Genomic DNA, 22,614 nt, shown 5'->3' with positions numbered 1-22,614 from the left:
TTGCGGTGACTGCTATGTCGTCGGACTGGGGGCGGTGGGGGGACGGTTCTCGGTGACTGCGTCCAGCAGGCGGGCGCGCAGACCGGGCGGCGGCTGGACGGCCGACGTCGAGGCGAACAGGGCAAGAGCTTCTCTGGTCAGTTGCACTTCCGTGTCGAAGTCCGCGCGCAGATTCGGATCCCCGGTATCCAGGAGATCCTGGACCGCGCGCTGGTCCTCGTCGCCGATCGATCCGAGCGCGACCGTATGCGCAAGATCGATCTGGCTCTGGTTCATCTCACGTCACTCCCAAGCTCTTTTTCAGTCGTGTCAATCCATCCCGTATACGGGACTTGACGGTCGGTAGCCCTACACCCAGGTAGGTGGCGACCTCCGCATAAGTCCGGCCGCCGAAGTAGGCCAGTGTGATTGCCTCACGTTGGGTCTCGGTGAGGGTGGCGAGGCTCTCGCGTACGGCCTGCTGTTCCAGCCGACGTCCGACTTCCTCGGTGACCTCGTCGAATTCATTGCCCTGCGTGCCGGCACCGTAGATGACCTCGCGCTGTGCATGAGCCTGTTCGGCGCGGACGCGGTCGACGGCGCGGCGATGCGCGAGCGTCATCAGCCAGGTCACCGCCGATCCCTTGGCTGCGTCGAAATTGGCTGCGGTGCGCCAGATCTGGAGGTAGACCTCCTGTGTCGTCTCCTCCGCATAACCGGGATCGTGGAGGACACGCAGCACCAGTCCGTAGACCCGGGCGCACGTGCGGTCGTACAACTCCGCGAAGGCTTGTCGATCAGACCTGCCGCAACGTTCGAGAAGTGCGGCCAGTTCGATGCCTTCGGCTGCGCGTGCCGTCGTCGCAGAGCCCACAACTGGTGTGGTTGTCCGATCGTCCCTGATGGAACCTTGGAACGAGTCGTCCTCTGCGGCCGGCGGCCGCGTTGTCACAACGCTCCATTCTGTGTCATCGGCCACTACCGTAGCGTGAGGCTATGACCTCCCTTCCGGTGGGGTGCGTCGGGTAAGGCATCTGCGGCCCAGTCGTTTTCGCCAACGACTCGACACGCCGGGACGCGCCGAGGGACACGCCGGAAGACGTCGATGTCTGCACGAAAACTGTGAGCTGATGCGATTGCGGGCCATACCTGCGGCAAGCGAATCGACGGTGGTCGAGTACCTGCGCCGGTACCGGTGTCGCCGGCCCTGTTCGATGGCCGGGTGTTTGCTAGGTATTCGGCGCCCCGCTCGGTTCGGATTGGCGGGCTCGGACCGAAATTGGCGAGCGCCGGTCAGACCGCCATTCGGCGTCGATTTCGCCGTGCGTGGAGCTCCCGTTCGGCCTCGGACATGCCGCCCCAGATCCCGTAGGGCTCGCTGACCTTCAGTGCATGGCTCCGGCACTGCATCAGTACCGGGCAGGTGCGGCAGATCTCCTTCGCACGCAACTCGCGCTGCGTCCGGGCCCGGCCGCGCTCTCCATCGGGATGGAAGAAGACGGCGGAGTCCACGCCGCGACACGAGCCGCGCATCTGCCAATCCCAGATGTCGGCGTTCGGTCCGGGTAGGTGGGTGGGCATGGGCATGTGGTGAACTCCTCATGGTGCGAGCTCGTCGGCGTTGTCGAGCGGTGCTTGGTCAGCAGCGGTCTGTCCGGACCCGGGGCGGGGGCGGGGGCGGCAGTGACCTCGCCGAGATCGGGCTCGGACCGTATCGCCATCGTGCGCGGCGATCGCAGTACGCGCGGTCGCCGCAATTTCGCGCGGCGCCGACGACGGCGATGACGTACATTAGGTCGCGCGGTGAAATCACGTCAATACTTACCCCGTCGCTGATCGTAATTCCAGTGGTTCCCAGATTTACCTCCGCGCTGTTTACTTTTCGGCCCGAGATAGTGATACTGGTCGGTTATCCGGTTTTCACCAACAGTGCTGGCTGTCTGTTCATTTCTACATTTTCCCAGTTCGGCAGGGGTTGGTGGCGGAAATCGTATGTCGCGCTACCCAGTCTTGGGGGGTGTGATATGTGATCCAGCACATGGAGACCGTGATCGTGAAGAAGGCTGGATGTCCGGCTCGAGGCCCCGACGTTAATAATCCGAAAAGATTGCAAATGTCGATTCGGTGCGCTGCTTGTTAGCTCGCCGGAGATTTACACGACCGAAACACGCGCAGTCATTTTTCGCTGAGAAATAGCCCGGATGGAACAGGTCGTCCCCGGTGAGTCCGGATAAGGTGCGCTGGTGTTGGATTTGTCGCCGCGCGAGGGCCGGTTGCTGGATTCGGTTCGCGCATTGCTGTGGGAGGCGGCATTCGGTGGTCGCCCCGGTATCGCCCTCGCGGATCTGCCGCGGGGTGTCGATCCCGCAGGCTGCTGGTTGCGCGCGGTCGTGCTCGGTGGTCAAGGGTGGTACGCGGCCGCGCGAGCCGAGCTGATCGATGTCGTTCGCACGACCGGTGATCCGGCGCTGCGGTCGCTGGCGCTCTCGACCGAGGCGTCGCTGTTGCGGCAGCTGGGGTGGCATGCCCGGGCATCGGCGCTGGACGGGCAGGCCTTGGTACAGGTCGCCGGGTCGGCTCGGGAGGTATCCGGTGATCCGCTCCGCGCGGCGGCGATCTGCGATGCGCTGACCGGACTGGCGGCCGATGCGCTCGGGGTCGGGCGGCCGCAGGTGTCGGCCCGCCTGCTGCGGCGCTGCCGTGCCGAAATGGACCGTGCCCCGGTGGGTATGCGGGCGCTGGTGCGCTGGCACTGGGTCAGCGCGGAAACGGCTCTAGCCGCCCCCGGCAGCGGCCTGATCGGTGAACCGGCAGCGGTGCATGCCGAGGCGGCACTGGCGGCGGCGCAGGAATGGGGGTCGATCCGGCACCAGGTCAAATCGCGATTGCTGACGGCCGCTGCGGCCGCGGGCGCGGGTGATATCGATCGCAGTCGCGCGCGGGCGGACCAAGTGAACGCACAGTGTGCCGAGCATGAACTACTGCCGTTGCGCTGGGCGGCGGCGATGTTGCGGTCGGGGGTGTGTGAATCCCCCGCTGCCAGGAGCGCTGCGGCGGAGGCGGACGAGTACTCGCGAGTTCTGGCAGGTCGTGGCGGTCGGCTGCGTACCGCGGCGGATGCCGGGTGAAACCTGATCCCCCGTGTTGTCCGGCTCACATAGCCGAGCCGCTATTGTTGGTTTCGTTCCACCGACCGGTGGAAGCACCGGCCGAAATACGGCCGTGCCACTTGTAACGCCAGGAATATCTCTGACGATGACGCACTCGGGCGAGGGGTTGGACGCCGCCGTAGCTGCCGCAGCTCAGGGCGACCGTTCGGCTCTAGCTCAGGTACTGGAAAATATCCGTCCGCCGGTGGTGCGCTATTGCCGCGCGAGGATCGGTGCCGCGGAGCGCGGGCAGCTCTCCGCGGATGATGTGGCACAGGAGGTCTGCTTGGCTGTGATGACCGCCCTGCCGCGCTACCAGGACCAGGGCCGGCCGTTCATGGCTTTCGTGTACGGGATCGCTTCGCACAAGGTTGCCGATGCTCATCGCAACGCTGCCCGTAACAAGGCGGACGCGATGGCCGAAGTACCAGATGTCATATCCACCGACCATGGGCCGGAGCAGCGAGCTCTCGAGTCCGAAACGAGCCGGCAGATGAACAGTCTGCTGGCCACGCTTCCGGACAAGCATCGAGAGATCCTGATCCTGCGTTTGGTCATGGGGTTGTCAGCAGAAGAAACTGCTGCCGCCGTGGGCAGTACGGCGGGAGCTATACGAGTGGCTCAGCATCGGGCGCTCGCGAAACTGAAGTCACAAGTGGCGAGGGCAGGTGAAATGTATGGCTAGGGATGGCGAGCGCGGTCGGGGCGACTGGAAAGCGCGGCTTGGATCGCCGAACAGCGGTCCCTACGCCGAGGCATCCGGGGATTCCGGCGAGGCCGGACCGGTGGATATCGCCGCGGTCCGCCGCGACGATGCACTGATCGAAGCCATCGCCGGCGACGGTCAGGTCGCCACCGACAGTGCCGAGGAATATCAGCTGGCGAGCCTGCTGGCGAATTGGCGTGCGGATATCGTCGAGGCTCCGATGCCGGCCGGACCGGATCTGGACGCCGTGGTGGCGGCCGTCAATCAGGAGATCGGTGCGCGCGACGTAAGAGTTAACGCGCAACGGCGTGGAAGATTGCGTCTGGTCCGCCCGATCATGGGCGCTGCGGCCGCGGTCGCGCTGATCGCCGGTGGTACCACCGCGTTCTCCTACGGTGCGCAGCCGGGTGATCCGTTGTGGCGGGTGAAGGAGGTCGTGTTCAGCCAGCAGGCGCAGACCACGATCGCTCAGCACGCCGAGGACGATATGACCAAGGCGCAGACACTGATCGATCAGGGACATCCTGACCAGGCCAAGGCTCTGCTGGAGAGTGCCTCGGACAGCACCACGCAGGTCGACAATCACACCCGTAAGCAGGATCTCCAGGTGCGTTGGCAGCATCTGCTGAATCAGCTGCGAACCTCCGCACCGGAGGTGGCCGCGGCGCTGGAATCGCTCGAGCCGAGCCCGAACCCGCAACCGACCACCGGACCCCAGGTGGCGCCGTCGAATCCGGCGAAGCCCGGTGAGTCGCGTCAGCCGACGACCGGAGCCGAACCGACCCAGCCGCAGCAGCCGGGTAGCACCGGTTCCGAACCGACGACGCCGGGGCCGGAGATCATGCGGAGCCAGACCGCGCCCGGCGGCCAGGACGGTTCGGGAGTCCCGGAGACCGGGACCGAACCGACGAATCAGCAGCAACCGACCGACCACCAGAAGCCGCCGACGACTGTCGTACCGCCGACGCAGCAGCGGCCGACCCAGGAACCGCCGACCCAGTCACATCCCACCGCCGCGCCGCCGACCACCGTCGGCGGCGCGGGGCCGGTGGTCCCGACTGTGCAGCAGCCGCCGCAGACGGCGCCGTCCGTACCTTCGGTGCCCGATGTGAGCGTGCCGCCTGCCGGTGGTGGAATCCCCGGGGGACTGTAGAAGCAGTCGATTTCGCGCGGGAAGTTACGCCGACCATCCGCAATGGCGTCGGCGCGCGTCTTCACCCGAGGGCGTGAATCGCGTACCTGCGAGCTCGAGCCCGGTAGCGATCAGGAATCGAACCCGTCGAATCCGTCGCCGTGCAGTGCCTCGTTCATGGAAGCGTCCGCATAACCACGGCAGTAGTCCCATGTGACATACGCTTCCGGCGTCGGATCGTATGCGGGCTCGTGCGGGCGGACGGTGCCGTCCACCAGCAGTTGGAGCAGATTGGCGCGCAGCATGTCCCAGTCGTGATAATGATCTTGTCGACAATCTTCGCAGCTCACCACGAGGCCGCGGATGCCCCGGTGGGACAGTAGCGCCTCGTAGACCGCGAGATCGGCGAGATCCTCTTCGACCGCGAGGCGCTCATGGGGGTCCAGCGGTTCCCCAGGCTCAATGGCATCGAGCGCGGCCGACGGGTCGGAGGGATCTCCGGCGAACGGATCCGGCGGCAGGCCAGGTGGTAGATGGTCACGCACATTCCCACGGTACGCAGAACCACCCCCTCCGCGCCAGCGCTGACGGTATTTCGACACGCTTGTCGCGATCTTTCGCAAGGTTCGCATACTCGATCGGGCGCCGCGCAGGCGCCCACCCGTTCGCGGTGTCGTCGCAGGCCGTCACTGTGTCGGAGGCGACGCGTCCGGCCCCGGGACGGGCCGATACCATGGACACACAGGCGCCGGGCAATACGTGTCGGCTCTGCCATCCAATCAGTTGTTCTCGATTCGGCTCCGTGGTTCCGGTACACGGGCGGGAGCCGTATCGGTGCCTTCGAGGTCCAGGAGGGGTCGATCAGATGAGTAGTCCCGTGATGGGCGAACATGCCGTCCGCCCGCATACGGGTGGAGACGATCCGAACAAGATCGCCATGCTCGGCCTCACGTTCGACGACGTGCTGCTGCTGCCTGCCGCCTCCGATCTGATCCCGAGTTCGGTCACCACCGCCAGCCGTTTGACGCGCGAGATCACGCTGCGCACACCGCTGGTCAGTTCCGCGATGGACACCGTCACCGAGGCGCGTATGGCCATCGCGATGGCCCGCTCGGGCGGCATGGGCGTGCTGCATCGCAATCTGGCGGTCGCCGATCAGGCTGCACAGGTGGAGACGGTCAAGCGGTCCGAGGCGGGCATGGTGACCGATCCGGTCACCTGCCGCCCGAACGACACCCTGGCCGAGGTCGACGCCATGTGTGCGCGCTTCCGGATCTCCGGGCTCCCGGTGGTGGATGAGACGGGTGCGCTGGTCGGCATCATCACCAATCGCGATATGCGGTTCGAGGTGGATCAGAACCGGCAGGTCGCCGAGGTGATGACCCAGGCCCCGTTGATCACCGCGCAGGAAGGCGTCACCGCCGAGGCGGCACTGGGGCTGTTGCGCCGGCACAAGATCGAGAAGCTGCCGATCGTGGACGGCAACGGGCGGCTGCGCGGTCTCATCACCGTCAAGGACTTCGTCAAGACCGACCAGTATCCCGAGGCCACCAAGGACCGCGACGGACGACTGCTGGTCGGTGCCGCGATCGGTGTCGGCGAGGATTCGTGGTCGCGGGCGATGAGCCTGGCCGACGCCGGTGTCGACGTCCTGATCGTCGACACCGCGCACGGACATCAGGTTCAGGTGCTGGATATGGTCGCCAAGGTCAAGAACGAGGTGGGTGACCGGATTCAGGTCGTCGGCGGCAATGTCGCGACCCGCGAGGGGGCACTGGCTCTGGTCGAGGCCGGCGCGGACGCGGTCAAGGTCGGCGTGGGGCCCGGCTCGATCTGCACCACGCGGGTGGTCGCCGGTGTCGGCGCGCCACAGATCACCGCGATCCTCGAGGCCGTCGCCGCGTGCCGGGCCGCCGATGTGCCGGTCATCGCCGACGGTGGTATCCAGTTCTCCGGCGATATCGCCAAGGCCATCGCGGCGGGCGCCTCCACGGTCATGCTCGGCTCGCTGCTGGCCGGCACCGCCGAATCCCCGGGCGAGCTGATTCTGGTCAACGGCAAGCAGTACAAGAGCTATCGCGGTATGGGCTCGCTGGGTGCCATGCAGGGCCGCGGGCAGGCGAAGTCCTACTCCAAGGACCGCTACTTCCAGGACGATGTGCTCGCCGAGGACAAGCTGGTTCCCGAGGGCATCGAGGGACGCGTCGGTTTCCGTGGCCCGGTCAGCCAGGTCATCCACCAGCTGGTGGGCGGGCTGCGCGCGGCCATGGGCTACACCGGGTCGCACAGCATCGCCGACCTGCAGCGGGCGCAATTCGTGCAGATCACCGCCGCGGGCCTGAAAGAGAGCCACCCGCACGACATCACGATGACCGTCGAGGCGCCGAACTACACCGGTCGCGGTAAGTAACCGGTCGCGGTACCCGCCGCGCCGAGCGCCCCGGACGTATGCCGTACGCCGGGAACTGGGATTATGGATGCGCGTCGCAACGACGACGGCGCGTGGACACCGCCGGTCGCGGCGGTCGAGCCTGCTCGTCGTGAGCGTTGTTCACGGCCCGGCAGTACACACGAAGGAGTGACATCAGTGCGGGACATGGTCGAGATCGGAATGGGTCGGACCGCCCGGCGCACCTACGAATTGGACGATGTGGACATCGTTCCGTCGCGGCGCACCCGGTCGTCGAAGCAGGTGTCACTGGCGTGGCAGCTCGATGCCTACCGCTTCGACATCCCCCTGGTAGCACATCCGACCGATGCCCTGGTGTCGCCGGAGTTCGCCATCGAACTCGGTCGCCTCGGTGGTCTGGGTGTCATCAACGGCGAGGGCCTGTGGGCCCGGCACGCCGATGTGGGTGCGCGGATCGAACAACTCGTCGAGGTGGCCGAGCACAAGGGACCCGAGGCCGCGGTCGAGCTGCTGCAGGAACTGCATGCCGCGCCGATGCAGCCGGATCTGCTGGCCGCGGCGATCGCGCAGGTGCGTGCCGCCGGGGTGACCGTCTCGGTGCGGGTGAGCCCGCAGAATGCCCGTGCGCTGACCCCCGCCCTGGTGCAGGCCGGCGTCGACCTGCTGGTGGTGCACGGCACCATCATCTCCGCCGAGCACGTGGGTGGCGCGGTGGCGATCGCCGAGGACGATGCGCCGTCGGTGGAGCCACTCAATCTCAAGACCTTCATCGCCGAACTGGACGTGCCGGTCGTCGCCGGTGGCGTCAGCGATCACCGCACCGCGCTGCATCTGATGCGGACCGGCGCGGCCGGGGTGATCGTCGGCTACGGTTCGTTGGCCGGTGCCACCACCACCGGTGAGGTGCTCGGTATCGGGGTGCCGATGGCGACCGCCATCGCCGATGCGGCCGCCGCGCGGCGTGACTACCTCGACGAAACCGGTGGGCGCTACGTCCACGTGATCGCGGACGGCGATATCGTCTCCTCCGGGCAGCTGGCGAAGGCCATCGCCTGTGGTGCCGACGCGGCGATGCTCGGGGTGCCGCTGGCGCTCGCGCAGGAGGCTCCGGGCCGCGGCTGGTACTGGCCGTCGGCGGCAGCGCATCCCTCGGTGCCGCGCGGTGCGATGCTGCCGTTCGCCGAGATCGATGAGCGTCCCGCGCTGGAGAAGGTGCTGTTCGGCCCCTCCAGCGATCCCTGGGGCTCGGTGAACCTCGTTGGCGGACTGCGGCGTTCGATGGCCAAGGCCGGCTACTGCGATCTGAAGGAATTCCAGAAGGTGGGACTCAGCGTCCGCGCCTGAATCAGTTGATCCTGGTCAGGACCTCCCCACGCAGGAACTCGCGGATCACCGAGTTGACCTGCGTGGGGTGTGTCATGTTCACGGCCTGACGGCCACCCTCGATCTCGACGAAGCGTGCGGTGCTGAGCCGATGCGTCATTTCGAGTACGTGCGAGCGTGGAATCCCTGCCCGCGTCGGATGGATTACCAGTGTGGGGCAGGTGATTTCGGGCAGCCGGTCCAGAATGGAGTCGCGGGTCAGCAGACATCCGGCCGCGACCTCGATGGCGTGCGGATCCCGTGCCAGCCATCGCTCGGTCCATAACGCCCGATAACCGGCGTCGTCCCCGATCAGCCAGTGCGCCATATGAGCTGCCAACGCGCGGCGCACATTCGGTTCGCGCCACCGGTCGAGGAAGCGACGTGAGGTTTCGAGTTCCCGCGGTGTGGGGCTGTGCGCCTCGGTGGAGATCAGGATCAGCGCGGCGACCCGCTCGGGCGCCAGCAGCGCCGTGCGCAGTGCACTGAAACCGCCCTGCGAGGTACCGCCGACGACCGCCCGTTCCACACCCAGCTGATCCAGCACGGTCAGTGCATCGCGGGCCGCCGTCCAATAGGTGAACGGCAGCCCCTCGTCGCGGGTGCAACCGTGGCCACGCGCATCCCAGGTGACGATCCGGAATTGGGGTGACAGTGCGCTCGCCTGTGAGGCGAACATCGTTCGGTCCATGAAGAATTCGTGCCCGAACAACACCACCGGCCCCCGGCCGCCGGTGTCCTCGTAATGGATCTCGGCATCGATCGCATGGGCGAATGGCACGAGCACGAGGATAGCGGTCGCCGCCGACAGCCGTGCCGCCTTCGATATCGCCGCCGGCCCGGACGCGTGCGCGCCGCTCTGCGGCCGCTCGCGGTGCTGTTCGGGCGTGGGCGTCGGCGCCGAGTTCGCCCGGCCTCGAGGTGCGCGAACGGCCTCACTAAACTGATCTGGTGGCAGAAACCCAGCGACCAGTTCTCGTCGTCGATTTCGGGGCACAGTATGCGCAGTTGATCGCGCGGCGTGTGCGTGAATCCAGCGTCTACTCCGAGGTGGTATCGCATACCGCGACCGTGGAGGAGATCGCTGAGCGCAAGCCGCTGGCGGTGATCCTGTCCGGTGGGCCGTCGAGCGTGTACGCCGAGGGCGCCCCGAGTCTGGACCCGCGGCTGTTCGATCTGGATATCCCCGTCTTCGGCATCTGCTACGGATTCCAGGCGATGGCACAGGCGCTCGGGGGCACCGTCGCGCATACCGGCACCCGCGAATACGGCCGCACCGAGCTGAATATCGACGGCGGTGTGCTGCACGGCGGATTGCCGACCGTGCAGCCGGTGTGGATGAGCCACGGCGATGCCGTCACCGACGCCCCGGAGGGGTTCGAGGTCACCGGCACCACGGCCGGTGCGCCGGTCGCGGCCTTCGAGAATCGCGCGCGGCGGCTGGCGGGTGTGCAGTACCACCCCGAGGTCCTGCATTCACCGCACGGCCAGCAGGTGTTGAGCCGCTTCCTGCACGAGGTGGCCGGCATCCCCGCGACCTGGACCACGGCGAATATCGCCGAGGCGCTGGTCGAGCAGGTCCGTGCCCAGATCGGCGACGGGCACGCGATCTGCGCGCTGTCCGGCGGGGTGGACTCCGCGGTCGCGGCCGCGCTGGTGCAGCGGGCCATCGGTGACCGGCTCACCTGTGTCTTCGTCGATCACGGGCTGCTGCGCGCCGGCGAGCGGGAGCAGGTGCAGCGTGATTTCGTCGCGGCGACCGGGGCCAAGCTGGTCACCGTGGACGCGGTCGACAAGTTCCTCGGGGAACTGAAGGGTGTCACCGATCCGGAGCAGAAGCGCAAGATCATCGGTCGTGAGTTCATCCGCTCGTTCGAGGATTCCGTCGCCGAGATCGTGAAGTCCACCGGCACCGGCGACGGTGACGGGCCCGCGGTCGAATTCCTGGTGCAGGGCACGCTGTATCCGGATGTGGTCGAGTCCGGTGGTGGTTCCGGTACGGCCAATATCAAGAGTCATCACAATGTCGGCGGCCTGCCCGAGGATCTGGAATTCGATCTGGTGGAGCCGCTGCGGCTGCTGTTCAAGGACGAGGTCCGTGCGGTCGGTCGCGAGGTCGGGCTGCCGGAGGACATCGTCGCGCGTCAGCCGTTCCCGGGTCCCGGCCTGGCCATCCGTATCGTCGGTGAGGTCACCCCCGATCGGCTGGAGACCCTGCGGCAGGCCGACGCCATCGCCCGCGAGGAGCTGACCGCCGCCGCACTGGACGCCCAGATCTGGCAGTGCCCGGTGGTGCTGCTGGCGGATGTGCGCAGTGTCGGCGTGCAGGGCGACGGACGTACCTATGGTCATCCGATCGTGCTGCGTCCGGTGTCCAGTGAGGACGCCATGACCGCGGACTGGACCCGGTTGCCCTACGAGGTGCTGGAACGGATCTCCACCCGCATCACCAACGAGGTCAGCGAGATCAATCGGGTGGTGCTCGACGTGACGAGCAAGCCGCCGGGCACCATCGAATGGGAGTGAGCGGGTAAGCACCCCGCCAGCACGAGGGGCCTGCCGGTGGTAACCGGCAGGCCCCTCGTGCTGTGTTCGGTCTACTTTCTCCGGCGTGGCGAGATCACCAGGACAATGCCCACCACGACTGCCAGTCCCACCACGATCCACCCGACCGGGACGACGCTGTGCACCGGCCACGAGGTGGGGCCGATGAAGGCCCACACGCTCACCAGCATGGCGAGAAGTCCGGCCAGGAGCAGGGATAGGGATGGTCCTCGACGGGGTTCGGTCCGAGTATCGGCCGGATCGTTGTCAGCCACGTTGCACCTCCGCGTTTCCGGCGTGGACATCGATATCGAGTGTGAGGGTGGGACCGTCCGGTGGGCCGGTGATCCCGGGCGGGCAGGTGACCTCACCCATCCGGGCATCGCATCGGGTGTGTACCCGCATCGAGTCCGGCACGACGACCTGGAAGTCACCCATCTGCACCCCGATGTGCACGGTGCGGTCCTCGGTGAGAGTCAACTGGGTCAGATCGAGATGTCCCGAGCCCATCGTGATCTTGTAATCCGGCGCGAGTGCGGTGGCCGTGGGCGGCTTCCATTCGTGCCTGCCCATCGCGGCTCGGTCGAATTCGACCGGGCCGATCATCGACGCGAGGATCACGAAGCCGGCCAGCGGTGCCAGCAACACCATCAGCCCGTAGCCGCGCCGCAGGAAAGCACCGACGATGAGCCCCAGGGCGACGACCGCGAGGGCCACGGCGCCGATCCGGGCCGGCGTCATCCATTCCACTCCCGCTGCGGTGAGTGACCCTGCGGCGGCTGCTGCCAGCACCGCCAGACCGATTACGACCGGCGTGAGCCGGGAACGGGGGCGTTGTGCCGGAAGTACGGCGACGGGGCGCGGTGGTGTGGGGACGGGCGCGGGTAGATCCCAGGCCAACGGTGTCACCCCCAGCGGGTCCCAGCCCGACGGCGTAGGGCCGAAGCGAGACGGGTCTGCAGCCGTGCGGGTGGTCGTGGCGGAGCGTGGCGGGGGAGTGCCGCCGCTGCCGGGCGTTCCGGGGCCGCCGGAGGCCGGCGGGGTACCGGTGCCGGGAGTTGTGTCGCCGGGGCCTTCACCGGTGCTGTGATCGCTGTCGCCGGGTTCGGGCCGGGTGGCGCCTTCGTCGCTGCTGTTGTCGGTCGTGGAATCTTCGTCGCCCGGGACGGCTGTCCGAAGGTGCTCGGTGGCCGCATCCGTTTCGGCGATTCCGAGGACCTCCGTGGGCTGGTCGGCCGCGGCGGTCGCGGGCACCGTCGGGTCGGCCGTACTCACCGGCTCGGCAACCGTCCGGTCCGGATCGGTGGCCTGCCCAGCAGCAGTAGCGATCTCGTCCTCTGCTTGCGGTGAGCGCCCCGAGGCCGACGGGGTGGCCGTGGAGGTCTCCGGTTCCGTGGGGATCGGTTCGGTGGCTGCGGTGCCTGCCGGGCCGGTGGGATCGCCGGCCGGGTTCGCGGCCGGACTGTGCGCCGTGCCCGGGTCGGGCTCGTAGTGGTCCGGCAGCGTGGTGAACGGCCCGTACTGGCTGCCGTTCCACGGCTGCCCGGCCTGCCCACCACCCCACGGCGACCCTCCGGGGAAGGTCGTGCCCGGATATCCGGTGGCGGCGATGCCGCCGTCGGCCATCAGCGGATACGACCCGTCGGTCGGTGGCTCGGGTTGCCGCATGTACAGCAGCCACCAGCCGGCGACCATGAGCGCGAAGCTGACCACCCCGGAACCGCCGAGCCCGACTCCGAACGGGCCCATGGTGCTCAGTGCGATCACCAGCGCCACGACGAGCACGGTGGTCTTGGTGGGCGATTGCGGCCGGCTGTCCCGGTCGATCGCCGGCAGTAGCAGCCAGGCAGCCAGATAGAGCACGATGCCCGCTCCGCCGAACACCGTCGACACCACGAAGGCGACCCGGATCAGTACCGGGTCCACGCCGTAGCGCCGCCCGAAGCCGGCGGCGACACCGGCGACCGGGCTCTGCCCCGGCAGTCGCAGCGGACGTGTCCGCCACAGGTGGTGGAGCTGTTCGCTGAATCCCGTCCGGCCGGTTCCGCCGCTCGCTGTGGTCATGACTCAATAGTGGGCTGATCAGCCTCGAAAGGCATCGGGGTTCACCCTGAAAACGATCCTGATCTCCCCGCGCGGCCCGTAGTGACCCTGATATCGGTGTGGGGGTATTTCCCGATGGCCGGTTGCCGGTCGGACATGCCAGTATCGAGTACATGCACCCCTTCATGCCCGCATTCGACGCGCGTTCGGGGGTCGATCCGCGCGCCGGTGTGGACGGTCTCGGGCCGGACGGTCGCGCACTGGGGCAGGTACCGTCGGCGCGATTGCTGCGGCGTTCCGGGGGGCGGGTCGTCGGGGGTGTCGCGGGTGGTCTCGCCGATCATCTCGGTATCGACGTCTTCAAGGTCCGGGTAGCTTTCGTGCTGCTTTCCGCGCTGATGGGCGCGGGCATCGTCGGGTACGGGCTGCTGTGGATATTCACCTCCTCGGGGGAGGACGGGCCACCGCCCACGGCCTCGGAGCGGCGGCAAGCGGTCGGGCTGGTGCTGCTCGGCTTGGCGCTGTCGGTGTCGATGGCGTGGTTGTTCAGCGGGACCGCTGCCCGGGTGGTGGCGCCGATCATCGTCGTGGCCGTCGGTGCGGCGCTGGTGTGGCGCGAATTCGACTCCGAGGGGCCGCGCTCGGTACTGGGTCTGCCCGCGAGTCCGACCGTGCTCACCTGGGCGCGCATTCTGGCCGGTGCGACGCTGATCGTGGTCGGGCTGGGTGTGGTGGTGCTGGCGCGTATCGATCTGGGGTCGCTGGGTTCGGCGCTGATCGCCGTCGCGGTGACGCTGATCGGAGTCGGCCTGCTGACCGTTCCGCTGTGGCTGCGCATGATGCGTGCCCTCAATGCCGAACGTTCGGCCCGGATTCGTAACGAGGAACGTGAGGAGATCGCCTCACATCTGCACGATTCGGTACTGCAGACGCTGGCGCTGATCCAGCGTCAGGCCGGTGATCCCCAGGAGGTTGCCCGGCTGGCTCGTAGTCAGGAGCGGGAGCTGCGCAAGTGGCTGTTCGAGGACACCATGCCGGCGCAGTCAAGCCTGGCCGCGGCGCTGCGCACCATCGCGGGCGAGGTGGAGGATCAGCACGGTGTTCAGGTCACGCCGGTGACGGTCGGCGACGTATCGATGGATGTCGGCGACACCGGGTCCGGCTTGCCGAAGGAACATTTCACCGCGCTGCTCGGTGCTACCAGGGAAGCACTGGTCAATGCCGCCAAACATGCCGGTGTGCCGACCATCGACGTCTTCGCGGAGGTGGAGCCGCATCAGGTGAGCATTTTCGTGCGCGACCGTGGTGCCGGCTTCGACCCTTCCGCGGTGCCGTCGGATCGGCAGGGTCTGGCGAAATCCATTCACGCTCGGATCGAACGCCGGGGCGGCACGGTGGAGGTGAAGACCGCGCCGGAGCGTGGAACCGAGGTGCGGATCATCATGCCGCGCATGGATTCCGAGGGGCAGGACGAGACCGCCGCGCCGGACGGGGGCGAGAACACCGCCTTCGAGGTGAGCGATGCGGAGACCACAGCTGCGGGCGGCGAGCCGGTGGCGGACACCGCTCGTGAAGGCGAGCCGGACGCCGACTCTCCGGGCGCCGGTGCCACCGCGAAGTTCGAGGGCGCCGGGGAGTCCTGGGATGCCGGGGCCGGTTCGGATCGCCGAGGTGCCGTGGCAGACCACAGTCCGGGCGGTGCCGGGCGGCGGTGAGGCGTAGGGGATCGTGCCCGCCGTCTACGGCGGGAGGGGACATGACTGTTTCGAGCGTCGGGCCGGTCGATGTGGTACCGATGAATTCGGCGCTGTGCCGGTCCGGTGGTGGTCCGGCTGGAGGTGAGGAGAATTGGTGGCGATCCGGGTTTATCTGGTCGATGATCACGCCGTGTTCCGGTCGGGGGTGCGGGCCGAGTTGAGCCGCGCGGCCGATATCGATGTGGTCGGCGAGGCAGGCGGTGTGGCCGAGGCCGTGGCCGGAATCCGTTCCGCGCGACCCGATGTGGTGCTGCTGGATGTGCATATGCCCGATGGCGGCGGGGTAGCGGTCCTGCAGGGAATCGATGGGCCGGTCTGTCTGGCGCTGAGCGTTTCCGACGCCGCCGAGGACGTGATTGCGGTGATCCGGGCCGGCGCGCGCGGTTATGTCACCAAGACCATCTCCGGTGCCGAACTGGCCGACGGGATTCGGCGGGTCGCCGGTGGTGACGCGGTGTTCAGTCCGCGGCTCGCCGGGTTCGTACTGGACTCGTTCACCGGACGGTCCCCGGCTCCGGAACCTCCGCTGGATCCCGAACTGGATTCGCTGACCCCGAGGGAACTCGAGGTGCTGCGCCTGCTGGCTCGCGGCTACACCTATCGTGAAATCGCCGAATCCTTGTTCATCTCGGTGAAAACCGTGGAGACGCATGCGTCGAACGTGCTGCGTAAAACGCAGCAGTCCAACCGCAATGCGCTCACGCGCTGGGCGCACCGGCGGCGCATCGACTGAATTCGCCTACATGACGGCGACGATGATGACGATCAGGATGAGCAGTCCGATCAGCAGGCCGACCGCGATCGCCAGCGGTGCGGCATTGGGCCCGAATCTGGTGAAGTCGATATCGGGGAACTTCGACCTTCCCACTTTCTGCTGTGCCACAGCGGTATAGGCGGCACCGGCCCGAGGGGGCCGGGGCAGCGGGGAGGAATGCGGGCTGCGCAGACCGGCGGCGGAGTTGCGTGCCGCCCAGGCCGGGATGGTCCCGTCCTCGGTGCGGATCGGGGCGCCGAGAATGTAGGACGCGGTACCGGGACCGAAGGTGGCAGCGAGGATTTCGTCGCGCGCCTGCTCCATGGTGGGGCGGCGCTGAGGCGCCGGTTCCATCATGTGTAGTAGGACGTCGGTGAGCGGTCCGCTGCGGGTGGGGGGAACGATCTGGGCCATCGCCGCCCGGGTGACGATCACATCGTTGTCGTCGTCGAATCCGTAGGGCGGCTGCCCCTCGATCGCGGTGTACAGCGTTGCGCCGAGGGAGAATACGTCGCTCGCGGGCCCGGGGCGCTGTCCGCGCGCCACCTCGGGCGGGAGATAGGAGGGGGTGCCGGTGATGACGTTCTCGGGCTCGTCGACGGCCTCGCCGGCGCTGGAGATGCCGAAGTCGCTGAGTTTGGCCATGCCGACCTCGTTGCCGCGATCGGCGACGAGGATATTGCCCGGTTTGATATCGCGATGCACGATGCCGGCGGCGTGTGCGGTCGCCAGCGCATCGGCGACCTGGGCCCCGATCTGCGCGACCTCGACGGGAGGGAGGGCATCGGCGAGTGCCAGTGCCCTGGCGACACTGCGGGAGGGCAGATATTCCATGACGAGCCACGGCTCACCGGCCTCGAGGACCACGTCGTAGACGGCGATCGCGTGCTCGTGTGAGAGTTTGGCCGCGACCCGGCCCTCGTGGACGATCCGGTCGCGGACCGCGGTCGCTTCGGCCTCGTCGAGTCCGGCGGTGGTGAGCACCTGTTTGATGGCGACGTCGCGGTTGAGCAATCTGTCGTGGGCGAGCCAGACCGCGCCCATACCGCCGCCTCCGAGTTTGGACTGCAGGCGGTAGCGGCCTGCGACGAGGTAGTCGGGGCCGACGGTGGGGCGGGCGCGTTCGGTCACGGCCGCGAGGATAGCCGAAAACCAGGACGACCGGCCTGCTTCGGGTCCGGGGCCGGAACGGTCCGGGCCGGTTCGGCCTGCCCCCGCGGTCGGTGGGCAGGGGTGACAGAAGATTCGCTGTGGGGCTGCTGGTGCATATGAGTTCATCGGGCTTGACGCAGACCACCTGGAAGGTTCTACTGAGTAAATCGAACGTACTTTCGATTACTATCGATAGCTGAATCGGTGCTGGAAGGTGTCGAGGTCGCGGTGCCGGAGGGATAGGTGGTCGGCGAGGATGAGTTCGGCGGTAGACGCGCGGGGTGCGCAACTGGCGGAGCTGCGGCGGCGAATGGCCGCGATTCCGGCGCGCGGTGCGGAGCTCGCACAGGTGTCGCGGCGTCCTCCCGAGGCCGACGAGCTGCGCGCCGGGGTACTTCCGGTGCCGCCCGCCCTGGCCGATCTACTTCCTGCCGGCGGGGTGCCGAAGGGGGCGGTGGTGGCGTACTCGGGTGCGGGTTCACTGCTGACCGGACTGCTGGCGGCGGTGACCGGGGAGGGAGGGTATGCCGCGGTGATCGGCTTGCCCGGTTTCGGTCTGCTCGCCGCCGCGGAGATGGGAGCGGATCTGGGCCGGTTGGCCGTGGTGGCCGATCCCGGACCGGATCCGGTGGAGGTTGCCGCAGTATTGCTGGACGGGGTCGACCTGGTAGTGCTCGGCCTGGCCGGTGTTTCGGTGCCGCCCAGTAGAACTCGAGTGCTCGCCGCTCGCGCGCGCAGCAAAGGGGCCACGCTCGTAGTGACCGGTGGAGACTGGAGCGGGCCGATGCTGCGGATCGACAGCCGGGTCGCGGGATATTCCGGTTTGGGGCTCGGCCGCGGGCGGCTGTGCTCGATCCATCTGGAGGTGCGGGTGCGTTCCCGATCGGCTCCGGCACGGACCGGTCGACTGGATCTGTGCCCGCGCGACGGCCGGGTCGAATGGATTGCCACGGAGCCGGGTTCACAGCGACAGGCCCGGCCGGTAGTGGAGGTCGGTCGCGATGTGGCCTCCTGAGCCGGACCGAGCGTCCGGCGCCACGCTGAAGCGGCCGGGGTACCGGGTACTGGCGGTGTGGTGTCCCGACTGGCCGGCCGCTGCGGCCGCAGCCGCGGCGGATCTGCCGCCACTGCGTCCGGTGGCGGTGTTGCATGCGAGCCGGGTGGTGGCGTGTTCGGCGGTGGCTCGCGAGGCCGGGGTCCGGCGTGGGCTGACCAAGCGGGAGGCGCAGTCACGTTGCCCGGACCTGCATGTGGCGCAAGCTGATCCGGACCGGGACGCACGCATCTTCGAACCGGTGGTGGCGGCGGTGGACGCCACGGTGCCCGGGGTGGAGATGCTGCGCCCCGGCCTGCTGGTGCTGGGTGCGCGCGGCGCCGCCCGCTATTTCGGTTCCGAGGAACAGGCCGCGGAACGGTTGGTCGACGCGGTCGCCGCGACCGGGGTGGAATGCCGGATCGGCATCGCCGACGAATTGTCCGCCGCGGTGCTCGCCGCGCGCCGCGCGCAGATCGTCGCCCCGGGCGCCGCCGCGAACTTCCTGGCGCCGTTGCCGGTGAGCGAACTGGCGGTGGAGCCGAGCCTGGCCCCGCCGGAGCGTGCCGATCTGGTGGATCTGTTGCACCGGCTGGGGTTACGCCGTATCGGCGACTTCGCTGCTCTCACTCCGACCGAGGTGGCCTCGCGGTTCGGCGCCGACGCGATCCGCGCGCACCGCTGTGCCCGCGCCGAGCCGGAACGCCCGCCCTCGGCGACACCGCCCGGCCCCGATCTGGTGGTGGAGTATCGGTGTGATCCGCCGATCGAGCGGGTCGACGCCGCCGCGTTCGCCGGTCGCATGCTCGCCGTCCGGCTGCACGAGCGGCTGTCGGCGGCCTCGGTGGCCTGCACCCGGCTCGCGGTGCACGCCGAAACCGCCGGTGGGGAACAGCTGTCGAGAATCTGGCGGTGCGCGCAACCACTCACCCCGGAGACCACGGCGGATCGGGTGCGCTGGCAACTGGACGGCTGGCTGACCCAGCGTGCCCTGTCCGCACGGAGCAGGCGGGGAACCGATTTCCCCGATCCGGAGGAGGAAGGAACTGCGGGAGCGATCACGCTGCTGCGCCTGGAACCGGTCGAGGTGGTGTCGGCCGGGGCGCTGCAACTCGGGCTCTGGGGTGGTGTCGGTGCAGAGGATCAGCGGGCTCGGCGCGCCTTGACCCGGGTGCAGGGTCTGCTCGGTGGTGCGGCGGTGCAGATCGGGGTGCTCAGCGGTGGGCGTGGCCCCGTCGAGCGGGTCACGCTGATCACTTTCGGAGAGGAACCGGTTCCGGCCACCGATCCCGGACAGCCCTGGCCCGGCCGGCTGCCGCAACCGGCGCCCGCGGTGGTGTTGCGGGGCCGTCCCGAGATCCGGCTGGAATCCGAGGACGGGCGTCCGGTCTGGCTCACCGAGCGCGGCATGTTCACCGCCGAACCGGCCGCCCTGCACTGGGGAACCCGATCGTGGCGGGTCATCGGCTGGGCCGGACCGTGGGCGCTGGACGAACGATGGTGGGCCGCCGGTGATTCCGGTGGTGTCGCACGCGCCCAGATTCTCCTCGATGCCGAGGAGCGCGCAGTACTGTTACTCGGCTACGAGCAGGTGTGGCATGTGGAGGGCCTCTACGAATAGCGCAACAGCAGCAGCGGCCCCGGTGTCAGCGCCGTGGGTGCAGGAGTCGGTACAGGTTCACGTCGTAGCCCCACCCGAACGTCTTGGGGGTGAAGATGCGTCGATCATCCGGATTCCACACCCGGGCGCGAAGCCGGCGCAGGGTCGGCAGGCGCCAGTCGTACGGCATGCCGAGTGCCTTGCCCTGCGGAGCGGGGACACGATCGTCGGGCTCGGTCATGAGCAGGACCCTTTCGTCGGACCGGGGTACGGATGCCCGGTAGGGAACCCGGATTCTGTCTCCTCCGACTCTACGGCGGACAGCGGATGCCGTGGCCCGTGCCGTTGTGCGACGCCCCACAGGGAGCGGCGGGGAGGCCGGGGGCGGACGTATCCTGACTGATCGTGGAGTCGAATGTCAGCTGTGTGTCCCTGGCCGGTGTGCAGATCGCGTACCGCGATTCGGGCGCCGCGCGGGCAGCGCATCCGCTCTCGGATGTGCCGGTGGTGCTGGTGCACGGTATGGGCGGTGAAGGACACACCTGGGATCGGTTCGCCACCGCGCTGATTCGTGCGGGTCGCCGCGTGATCGTGCCCGATCTGCGCGGACACGGTCGCAGTGCACACACCGACTCCTATCGGTTCGAGGAGTTCGGCGCGGATCTGCTGCGCCTGTGCGACCGGCTGGATCTGACCACCATCGATCTGGTCGGACATTCGCTCGGCGGTTACGCCGCCTCCTGTGTAGCCATCGAGCGTCCCGGGCTGGTGCGCCGTCTGGTGCTCGAGGAGCAACCGCTGCCGCTGCGTTCCGGCGACGAGCAGCCGAACCTCACCAGGCGGCTGCCGTCGCTTCCGGAGTTGTGGCACGCCACTACCAGCCTGATCCGGCATCCGCGCGCGGTACTGGCCTTCGACCGCTCGATGACGCCGTCGGCGCTGGAGCAATTCCGTAAGCCGTATCCGGAGTGGTGGGAGAGTCTGTCCGGCATCACGGCTCCGACCCTGATGTTGCGCGGCGGACCGGGTGGCATGGTCGATCCGGAGAAACTGGAGATATTCCGGGCCCGGGTCCAGGACTGCCGGGTCGCGACCTTCACCTGCGGACACAGCATTCACCGCGATCGATACCGTGAATTCGCCTCGGTGACGCTGTCGTTCCTGGGGCACGAGTGACAGTCCGGAAATTGCCGGTTCGGCCGGCCGAGGCGGTGGGCACGGCCCGGGCTCGTGGAGCTCGCCCATGAGCGCCTTCGACGGGCTGTCGTGCTCGGCGGCTGCTGCCGATATTCCGTTGCCCGGCAGTGCAACCCGGGTCGGTGGATGGTTGTGCGTCGAGCAGCCCGGCGCCTGGGGCCGCGATGTGATCGGCGATGCCGTGCTCGGTGCCGAGCTCACCGTCGAACTGGCCGCGCGCACCAAGGCCGCCGCGGTGCGCCCCACGCTGATCCGGCAGCCCGGACGCAGTGAATTCTCCGGTGTGCGAACAGTTCTGCTCATCGCGAGCCGACCGGGCGAGGCGTGGTGTGAACGCCTGGAGATCACTGATCTGAAACAGTTGCTCGATATCGACCTGGATGTGCTGCACGGTCCCGCGCCCGGTCTCGGTGCGGCGGTGACCGAACCGCTGGCGCTGGCGTGTACCCACGGTAAGCGTGATCAGTGCTGTGCGCTGCTGGGCAGACCCATTGCCTCCCGGTTGGCCGCGGAATATCCGGGCCGGGTCTGGGAGTGCTCGCATACCGGCGGCCATCGTTTCGCCCCTGCCCTGGTGATCGCGCCCGCGGGGTTGACCTACGGCCGGATCGATGGTGAGGCAGCGGTGCGCGCAATGGCACTTGCCTCTCGAAACGAGCTGTCGCTGGACGGGTTTCGTGGCCGCAGCGGGTACTCGCCGGTTCAGCAGGTAGCCGAGATCGCGGTGCGGGAACGGGTGTCGGCGGCTGCGGACCAGCTCACCGTGACCACCGCCCTGGGCATGGATCCCGCCGGTGCTCCGGCGACCTTCGCCGGAGCCGCGCAGGTGACCCATGCCGACGGCCGGCGCTGGCTGGTCACCACACGGACGGTGGGCTATCCGTCGCGCCAGGCGAGTTGTGGCGCGGCCCCGAAACCGGCGACGGCCGTGGTCGCCGACGAGGTGCGCGCACTGGGGTGAAACCGGTGCCGAGGGGATGGTCGGCAGGAGACGTGCGGGTCGCCGGCGGCATCATGCCGACCAGGCGAGGTAGGGCGCCAGCGCGAGCAGGACGACGATCAGCGCGTATTTCAGTGTGCGTGTCGGGAGAGCGTGGGCGATCTTCCACCCGATGAGCACACCCGCGAGCTCCGGGATCCCGACGACGGCGGCCAGCGGCCAGTCGATCGCGCCGTGTGCGGCGTAACCCACCGTGCCGGCGGTGGCGATCACGATGGATTGCACCTGGGCTGCGGCCAGTGATTCGAGTACCGGCACCCCGCACGCGATGAGCAGCGGAACGGTCAGCATCGGCCCGCCGATCCCGACGATGCCGCTCACGACGGCGACCGCGAGTCCGATACCACCCACGATCGCCAGCGGTGGGTGCCTGTCCGGTGAACCCGTTGACGCCGTGGCAGATTCGCGGCGTTGGCGATACCACAGCAAGATCGCGACCGAACCGACGATAACCGCCAGGATGATGCCGAATACGCGGTCCGACACCAGGGTGTTGCACACGATGCCGATCGGGGTGCCGATCGCCGCGACGACTGCCAATACCAGTGCGGTGCGGCGGGTGTCGGGTCGGCGCAGCTGGCCGGAGTGCAGAAACGCCACACTCCCCACCACGCCGGCGGCAATATGTGTGACGATCGCGGTACCCGCCACCTGCGACGCCGACAGGCTCGTGAGTGTGAACAAGCCGACGGTCGGCAGGACGCCACCGGGGCCGAGAGCAGTGATACCGATGCCGCCGAGCAGCCCGAGTACCGCCAGCAGGCACAGTGGCACGACAGTAACTCCGGAAATCATC

22 protein-coding genes are annotated in these 22,614 nt (G+C 68.2%); 12 read left to right on the top strand and 10 right to left on the bottom strand.

The window, feature by feature from the left end:
* Positions 1 to 12 precede the first annotated feature (12 nt).
* The 3 genes from NV2_RS11765 to NV2_RS11755 all read right to left on the bottom strand — a co-directional run bounded on the left by NV2_RS11765 (position 13) and on the right by NV2_RS11755 (position 1,566).
* On the bottom strand, positions 13 to 276 hold the full coding sequence (locus NV2_RS11765; protein ID WP_067871841.1) for an RskA family anti-sigma factor: 264 nt from the start codon (positions 274 to 276) through the stop codon (positions 13 to 15).
* Position 277: 1 nt separating this feature from the next.
* On the bottom strand, positions 278 to 853 hold the full coding sequence (locus NV2_RS11760) for a sigma-70 family RNA polymerase sigma factor (protein ID WP_067871838.1): 576 nt from the start codon (positions 851 to 853) through the stop codon (positions 278 to 280).
* Between the two features lie 419 nt (positions 854 to 1,272).
* Positions 1,273 to 1,566 carry a WhiB family transcriptional regulator gene (locus NV2_RS11755; RefSeq protein WP_067871835.1) on the bottom strand — a complete coding sequence of 98 codons (294 nt, stop codon included), beginning with the start codon at positions 1,564 to 1,566 and terminating at the stop codon, positions 1,273 to 1,275.
* Between the two features lie 656 nt (positions 1,567 to 2,222).
* On the opposite strand from NV2_RS11755, the gene NV2_RS11750 reads away from it, so the two are divergent.
* From NV2_RS11750 to NV2_RS11740, 3 genes are all read left to right on the top strand, one after another.
* On the top strand, positions 2,223 to 3,107 hold the full coding sequence (locus NV2_RS11750; protein WP_245662556.1) for a hypothetical protein: 885 nt from the start codon (positions 2,223 to 2,225) through the stop codon (positions 3,105 to 3,107).
* A 127-nt stretch (positions 3,108 to 3,234) separates the two neighbouring features.
* Positions 3,235 to 3,813, top strand: a complete 579-nt coding sequence (locus NV2_RS11745) for a sigma-70 family RNA polymerase sigma factor (RefSeq protein ID WP_067871832.1) — start codon at positions 3,235 to 3,237, stop codon at positions 3,811 to 3,813.
* Positions 3,806 to 4,987, top strand: coding sequence for an anti-sigma-D factor RsdA (locus NV2_RS11740; protein ID WP_067871829.1), 1,182 nt, complete (start codon positions 3,806 to 3,808; stop codon positions 4,985 to 4,987). The genes NV2_RS11745 and NV2_RS11740 overlap by 8 nt, the downstream gene beginning before the upstream one ends.
* A 110-nt stretch (positions 4,988 to 5,097) precedes the next feature.
* Here NV2_RS11740 and NV2_RS11735 read toward each other — a convergent pair whose 3' ends face one another.
* A complete protein-coding gene (locus NV2_RS11735; RefSeq protein ID WP_067871825.1) occupies positions 5,098 to 5,511 on the bottom strand; it encodes a DUF5319 domain-containing protein in 414 nt (137 codons plus the stop codon).
* A gap of 320 nt (positions 5,512 to 5,831) precedes the next feature.
* Here NV2_RS11735 and guaB point away from each other — a divergent pair, with 320 nt between their 5' ends.
* Entirely contained in the window at positions 5,832 to 7,376 is a 1,545-nt protein-coding gene (gene guaB / locus NV2_RS11730; protein ID WP_245662555.1) for an IMP dehydrogenase, read from the top strand.
* A 177-nt stretch (positions 7,377 to 7,553) separates the two neighbouring features.
* Positions 7,554 to 8,720 (top strand): GuaB3 family IMP dehydrogenase-related protein, encoded by a 1,167-nt coding sequence (locus NV2_RS11725; RefSeq protein ID WP_067871822.1) that lies wholly within the window; start codon positions 7,554 to 7,556, stop codon positions 8,718 to 8,720.
* Position 8,721: 1 nt separating this feature from the next.
* Here the strand turns inward: NV2_RS11725 and NV2_RS11720 are convergent, their stop codons facing one another.
* Positions 8,722 to 9,519: an alpha/beta fold hydrolase gene (locus NV2_RS11720; RefSeq protein WP_067871992.1), complete on the bottom strand. Its 798-nt coding sequence runs from the start codon at positions 9,517 to 9,519 to the stop codon at positions 8,722 to 8,724.
* A gap of 170 nt (positions 9,520 to 9,689) precedes the next feature.
* Here NV2_RS11720 and guaA point away from each other — a divergent pair, with 170 nt between their 5' ends.
* The gene (gene guaA / locus NV2_RS11715) at positions 9,690 to 11,264 is read left to right on the top strand and encodes a glutamine-hydrolyzing GMP synthase (protein ID WP_067871820.1); all 1,575 of its coding nucleotides are present in this window, start codon (positions 9,690 to 9,692) and stop codon (positions 11,262 to 11,264) included.
* Between the two features lie 71 nt (positions 11,265 to 11,335).
* Here the strand turns inward: guaA and NV2_RS11710 are convergent, their stop codons facing one another.
* On the bottom strand, positions 11,336 to 11,557 hold the full coding sequence (locus tag NV2_RS11710; RefSeq protein WP_067871817.1) for a hypothetical protein: 222 nt from the start codon (positions 11,555 to 11,557) through the stop codon (positions 11,336 to 11,338).
* Complete coding sequence (locus tag NV2_RS11705; RefSeq protein WP_067871813.1) at positions 11,550 to 13,346, bottom strand: PspC domain-containing protein; 1,797 nt, start codon at positions 13,344 to 13,346, stop codon at positions 11,550 to 11,552. Before NV2_RS11705 ends, NV2_RS11710 begins: the two co-directional genes overlap by 8 nt.
* Before the next feature lie 152 nt (positions 13,347 to 13,498).
* Between NV2_RS11705 and NV2_RS11700 the strand changes: the two genes are divergently transcribed.
* Both NV2_RS11700 and NV2_RS11695 read left to right on the top strand, forming a co-directional pair.
* On the top strand, positions 13,499 to 15,040 hold the full coding sequence (locus NV2_RS11700; protein WP_084474418.1) for an ATP-binding protein: 1,542 nt from the start codon (positions 13,499 to 13,501) through the stop codon (positions 15,038 to 15,040).
* A gap of 142 nt (positions 15,041 to 15,182) precedes the next feature.
* Positions 15,183 to 15,815 (top strand): LuxR C-terminal-related transcriptional regulator, encoded by a 633-nt coding sequence (locus tag NV2_RS11695; protein WP_067871989.1) that lies wholly within the window; start codon positions 15,183 to 15,185, stop codon positions 15,813 to 15,815.
* A gap of 6 nt (positions 15,816 to 15,821) precedes the next feature.
* Here NV2_RS11695 and NV2_RS11690 read toward each other — a convergent pair whose 3' ends face one another.
* Positions 15,822 to 16,967 carry a serine/threonine-protein kinase gene (locus NV2_RS11690; protein WP_067871810.1) on the bottom strand — a complete coding sequence of 382 codons (1,146 nt, stop codon included), beginning with the start codon at positions 16,965 to 16,967 and terminating at the stop codon, positions 15,822 to 15,824.
* A gap of 277 nt (positions 16,968 to 17,244) precedes the next feature.
* On the opposite strand from NV2_RS11690, the gene imuA' reads away from it, so the two are divergent.
* Both imuA' and NV2_RS11680 read left to right on the top strand, forming a co-directional pair.
* On the top strand, positions 17,245 to 18,003 hold the full coding sequence (imuA', locus tag NV2_RS11685) for a DnaE2-dependent mutagenesis accessory factor ImuA' (RefSeq protein ID WP_067871807.1): 759 nt from the start codon (positions 17,245 to 17,247) through the stop codon (positions 18,001 to 18,003).
* On the top strand, positions 17,990 to 19,642 hold the full coding sequence (locus NV2_RS11680; RefSeq protein WP_067871805.1) for a DNA polymerase Y family protein: 1,653 nt from the start codon (positions 17,990 to 17,992) through the stop codon (positions 19,640 to 19,642). The genes imuA' and NV2_RS11680 overlap by 14 nt, the downstream gene beginning before the upstream one ends.
* A gap of 25 nt (positions 19,643 to 19,667) precedes the next feature.
* On the opposite strand, the gene NV2_RS11675 is transcribed toward NV2_RS11680, so the two are convergent.
* Positions 19,668 to 19,862, bottom strand: coding sequence for a DUF5808 domain-containing protein (locus NV2_RS11675; RefSeq protein WP_067871802.1), 195 nt, complete (start codon positions 19,860 to 19,862; stop codon positions 19,668 to 19,670).
* Between the two features lie 164 nt (positions 19,863 to 20,026).
* Between NV2_RS11675 and NV2_RS11670 the strand changes: the two genes are divergently transcribed.
* Both NV2_RS11670 and NV2_RS11665 read left to right on the top strand, forming a co-directional pair.
* Positions 20,027 to 20,797 (top strand): alpha/beta fold hydrolase, encoded by a 771-nt coding sequence (locus tag NV2_RS11670; RefSeq protein ID WP_067871799.1) that lies wholly within the window; start codon positions 20,027 to 20,029, stop codon positions 20,795 to 20,797.
* Positions 20,798 to 20,864: 67 nt separating this feature from the next.
* On the top strand, positions 20,865 to 21,779 hold the full coding sequence (locus NV2_RS11665; protein ID WP_067871796.1) for a ferredoxin family protein: 915 nt from the start codon (positions 20,865 to 20,867) through the stop codon (positions 21,777 to 21,779).
* Between the two features lie 51 nt (positions 21,780 to 21,830).
* Here the strand turns inward: NV2_RS11665 and NV2_RS11660 are convergent, their stop codons facing one another.
* Entirely contained in the window at positions 21,831 to 22,613 is a 783-nt protein-coding gene (locus NV2_RS11660; protein ID WP_157102864.1) for a sulfite exporter TauE/SafE family protein, read from the bottom strand.
* Position 22,614 lies beyond the last annotated feature (1 nt).

The sequence above is a fragment of the Nocardia vermiculata NBRC 100427 genome (assembly GCF_001613265.1).
GTDB classification, from domain to species: Bacteria; Actinomycetota; Actinomycetes; order Mycobacteriales; family Mycobacteriaceae; genus Nocardia; species Nocardia vermiculata.
Note: the sequence above shows the minus strand (reverse complement) of the source record. Positions and strands in the feature narration are given on the sequence as shown.

Bases quoted from the DNA above. Each gene is read 5' to 3' on its own strand.
- NV2_RS11765 (WP_067871841.1), bottom strand. From the start codon at position 276: ATGAACCAGAGCCAGATCGATCTTGCGCATACGGTCGCGCTCGGATCG.
- NV2_RS11755 (WP_067871835.1), bottom strand. From the start codon at position 1,566: ATGCCCATGCCCACCCACCTACCCGGACCGAACGCCGACATCTGGGAT.
- NV2_RS11745 (WP_067871832.1), top strand. From the start codon at position 3,235: ATGACGCACTCGGGCGAGGGGTTGGACGCCGCCGTAGCTGCCGCAGCT.
- NV2_RS11740 (WP_067871829.1), top strand. From the start codon at position 3,806: ATGGCTAGGGATGGCGAGCGCGGTCGGGGCGACTGGAAAGCGCGGCTT.
- guaB (WP_245662555.1), top strand. From the start codon at position 5,832: ATGAGTAGTCCCGTGATGGGCGAACATGCCGTCCGCCCGCATACGGGT.
- NV2_RS11705 (WP_067871813.1), bottom strand. From the start codon at position 13,346: ATGACCACAGCGAGCGGCGGAACCGGCCGGACGGGATTCAGCGAACAG.
- NV2_RS11700 (WP_084474418.1), top strand. From the start codon at position 13,499: ATGCACCCCTTCATGCCCGCATTCGACGCGCGTTCGGGGGTCGATCCG.
- imuA' (WP_067871807.1), top strand. From the start codon at position 17,245: ATGAGTTCGGCGGTAGACGCGCGGGGTGCGCAACTGGCGGAGCTGCGG.
- NV2_RS11680 (WP_067871805.1), top strand. From the start codon at position 17,990: ATGTGGCCTCCTGAGCCGGACCGAGCGTCCGGCGCCACGCTGAAGCGG.
- NV2_RS11675 (WP_067871802.1), bottom strand. From the start codon at position 19,862: ATGACCGAGCCCGACGATCGTGTCCCCGCTCCGCAGGGCAAGGCACTC.
- NV2_RS11665 (WP_067871796.1), top strand. From the start codon at position 20,865: ATGAGCGCCTTCGACGGGCTGTCGTGCTCGGCGGCTGCTGCCGATATT.
- NV2_RS11660 (WP_157102864.1), bottom strand. From the start codon at position 22,613: ATGATTTCCGGAGTTACTGTCGTGCCACTGTGCCTGCTGGCGGTACTC.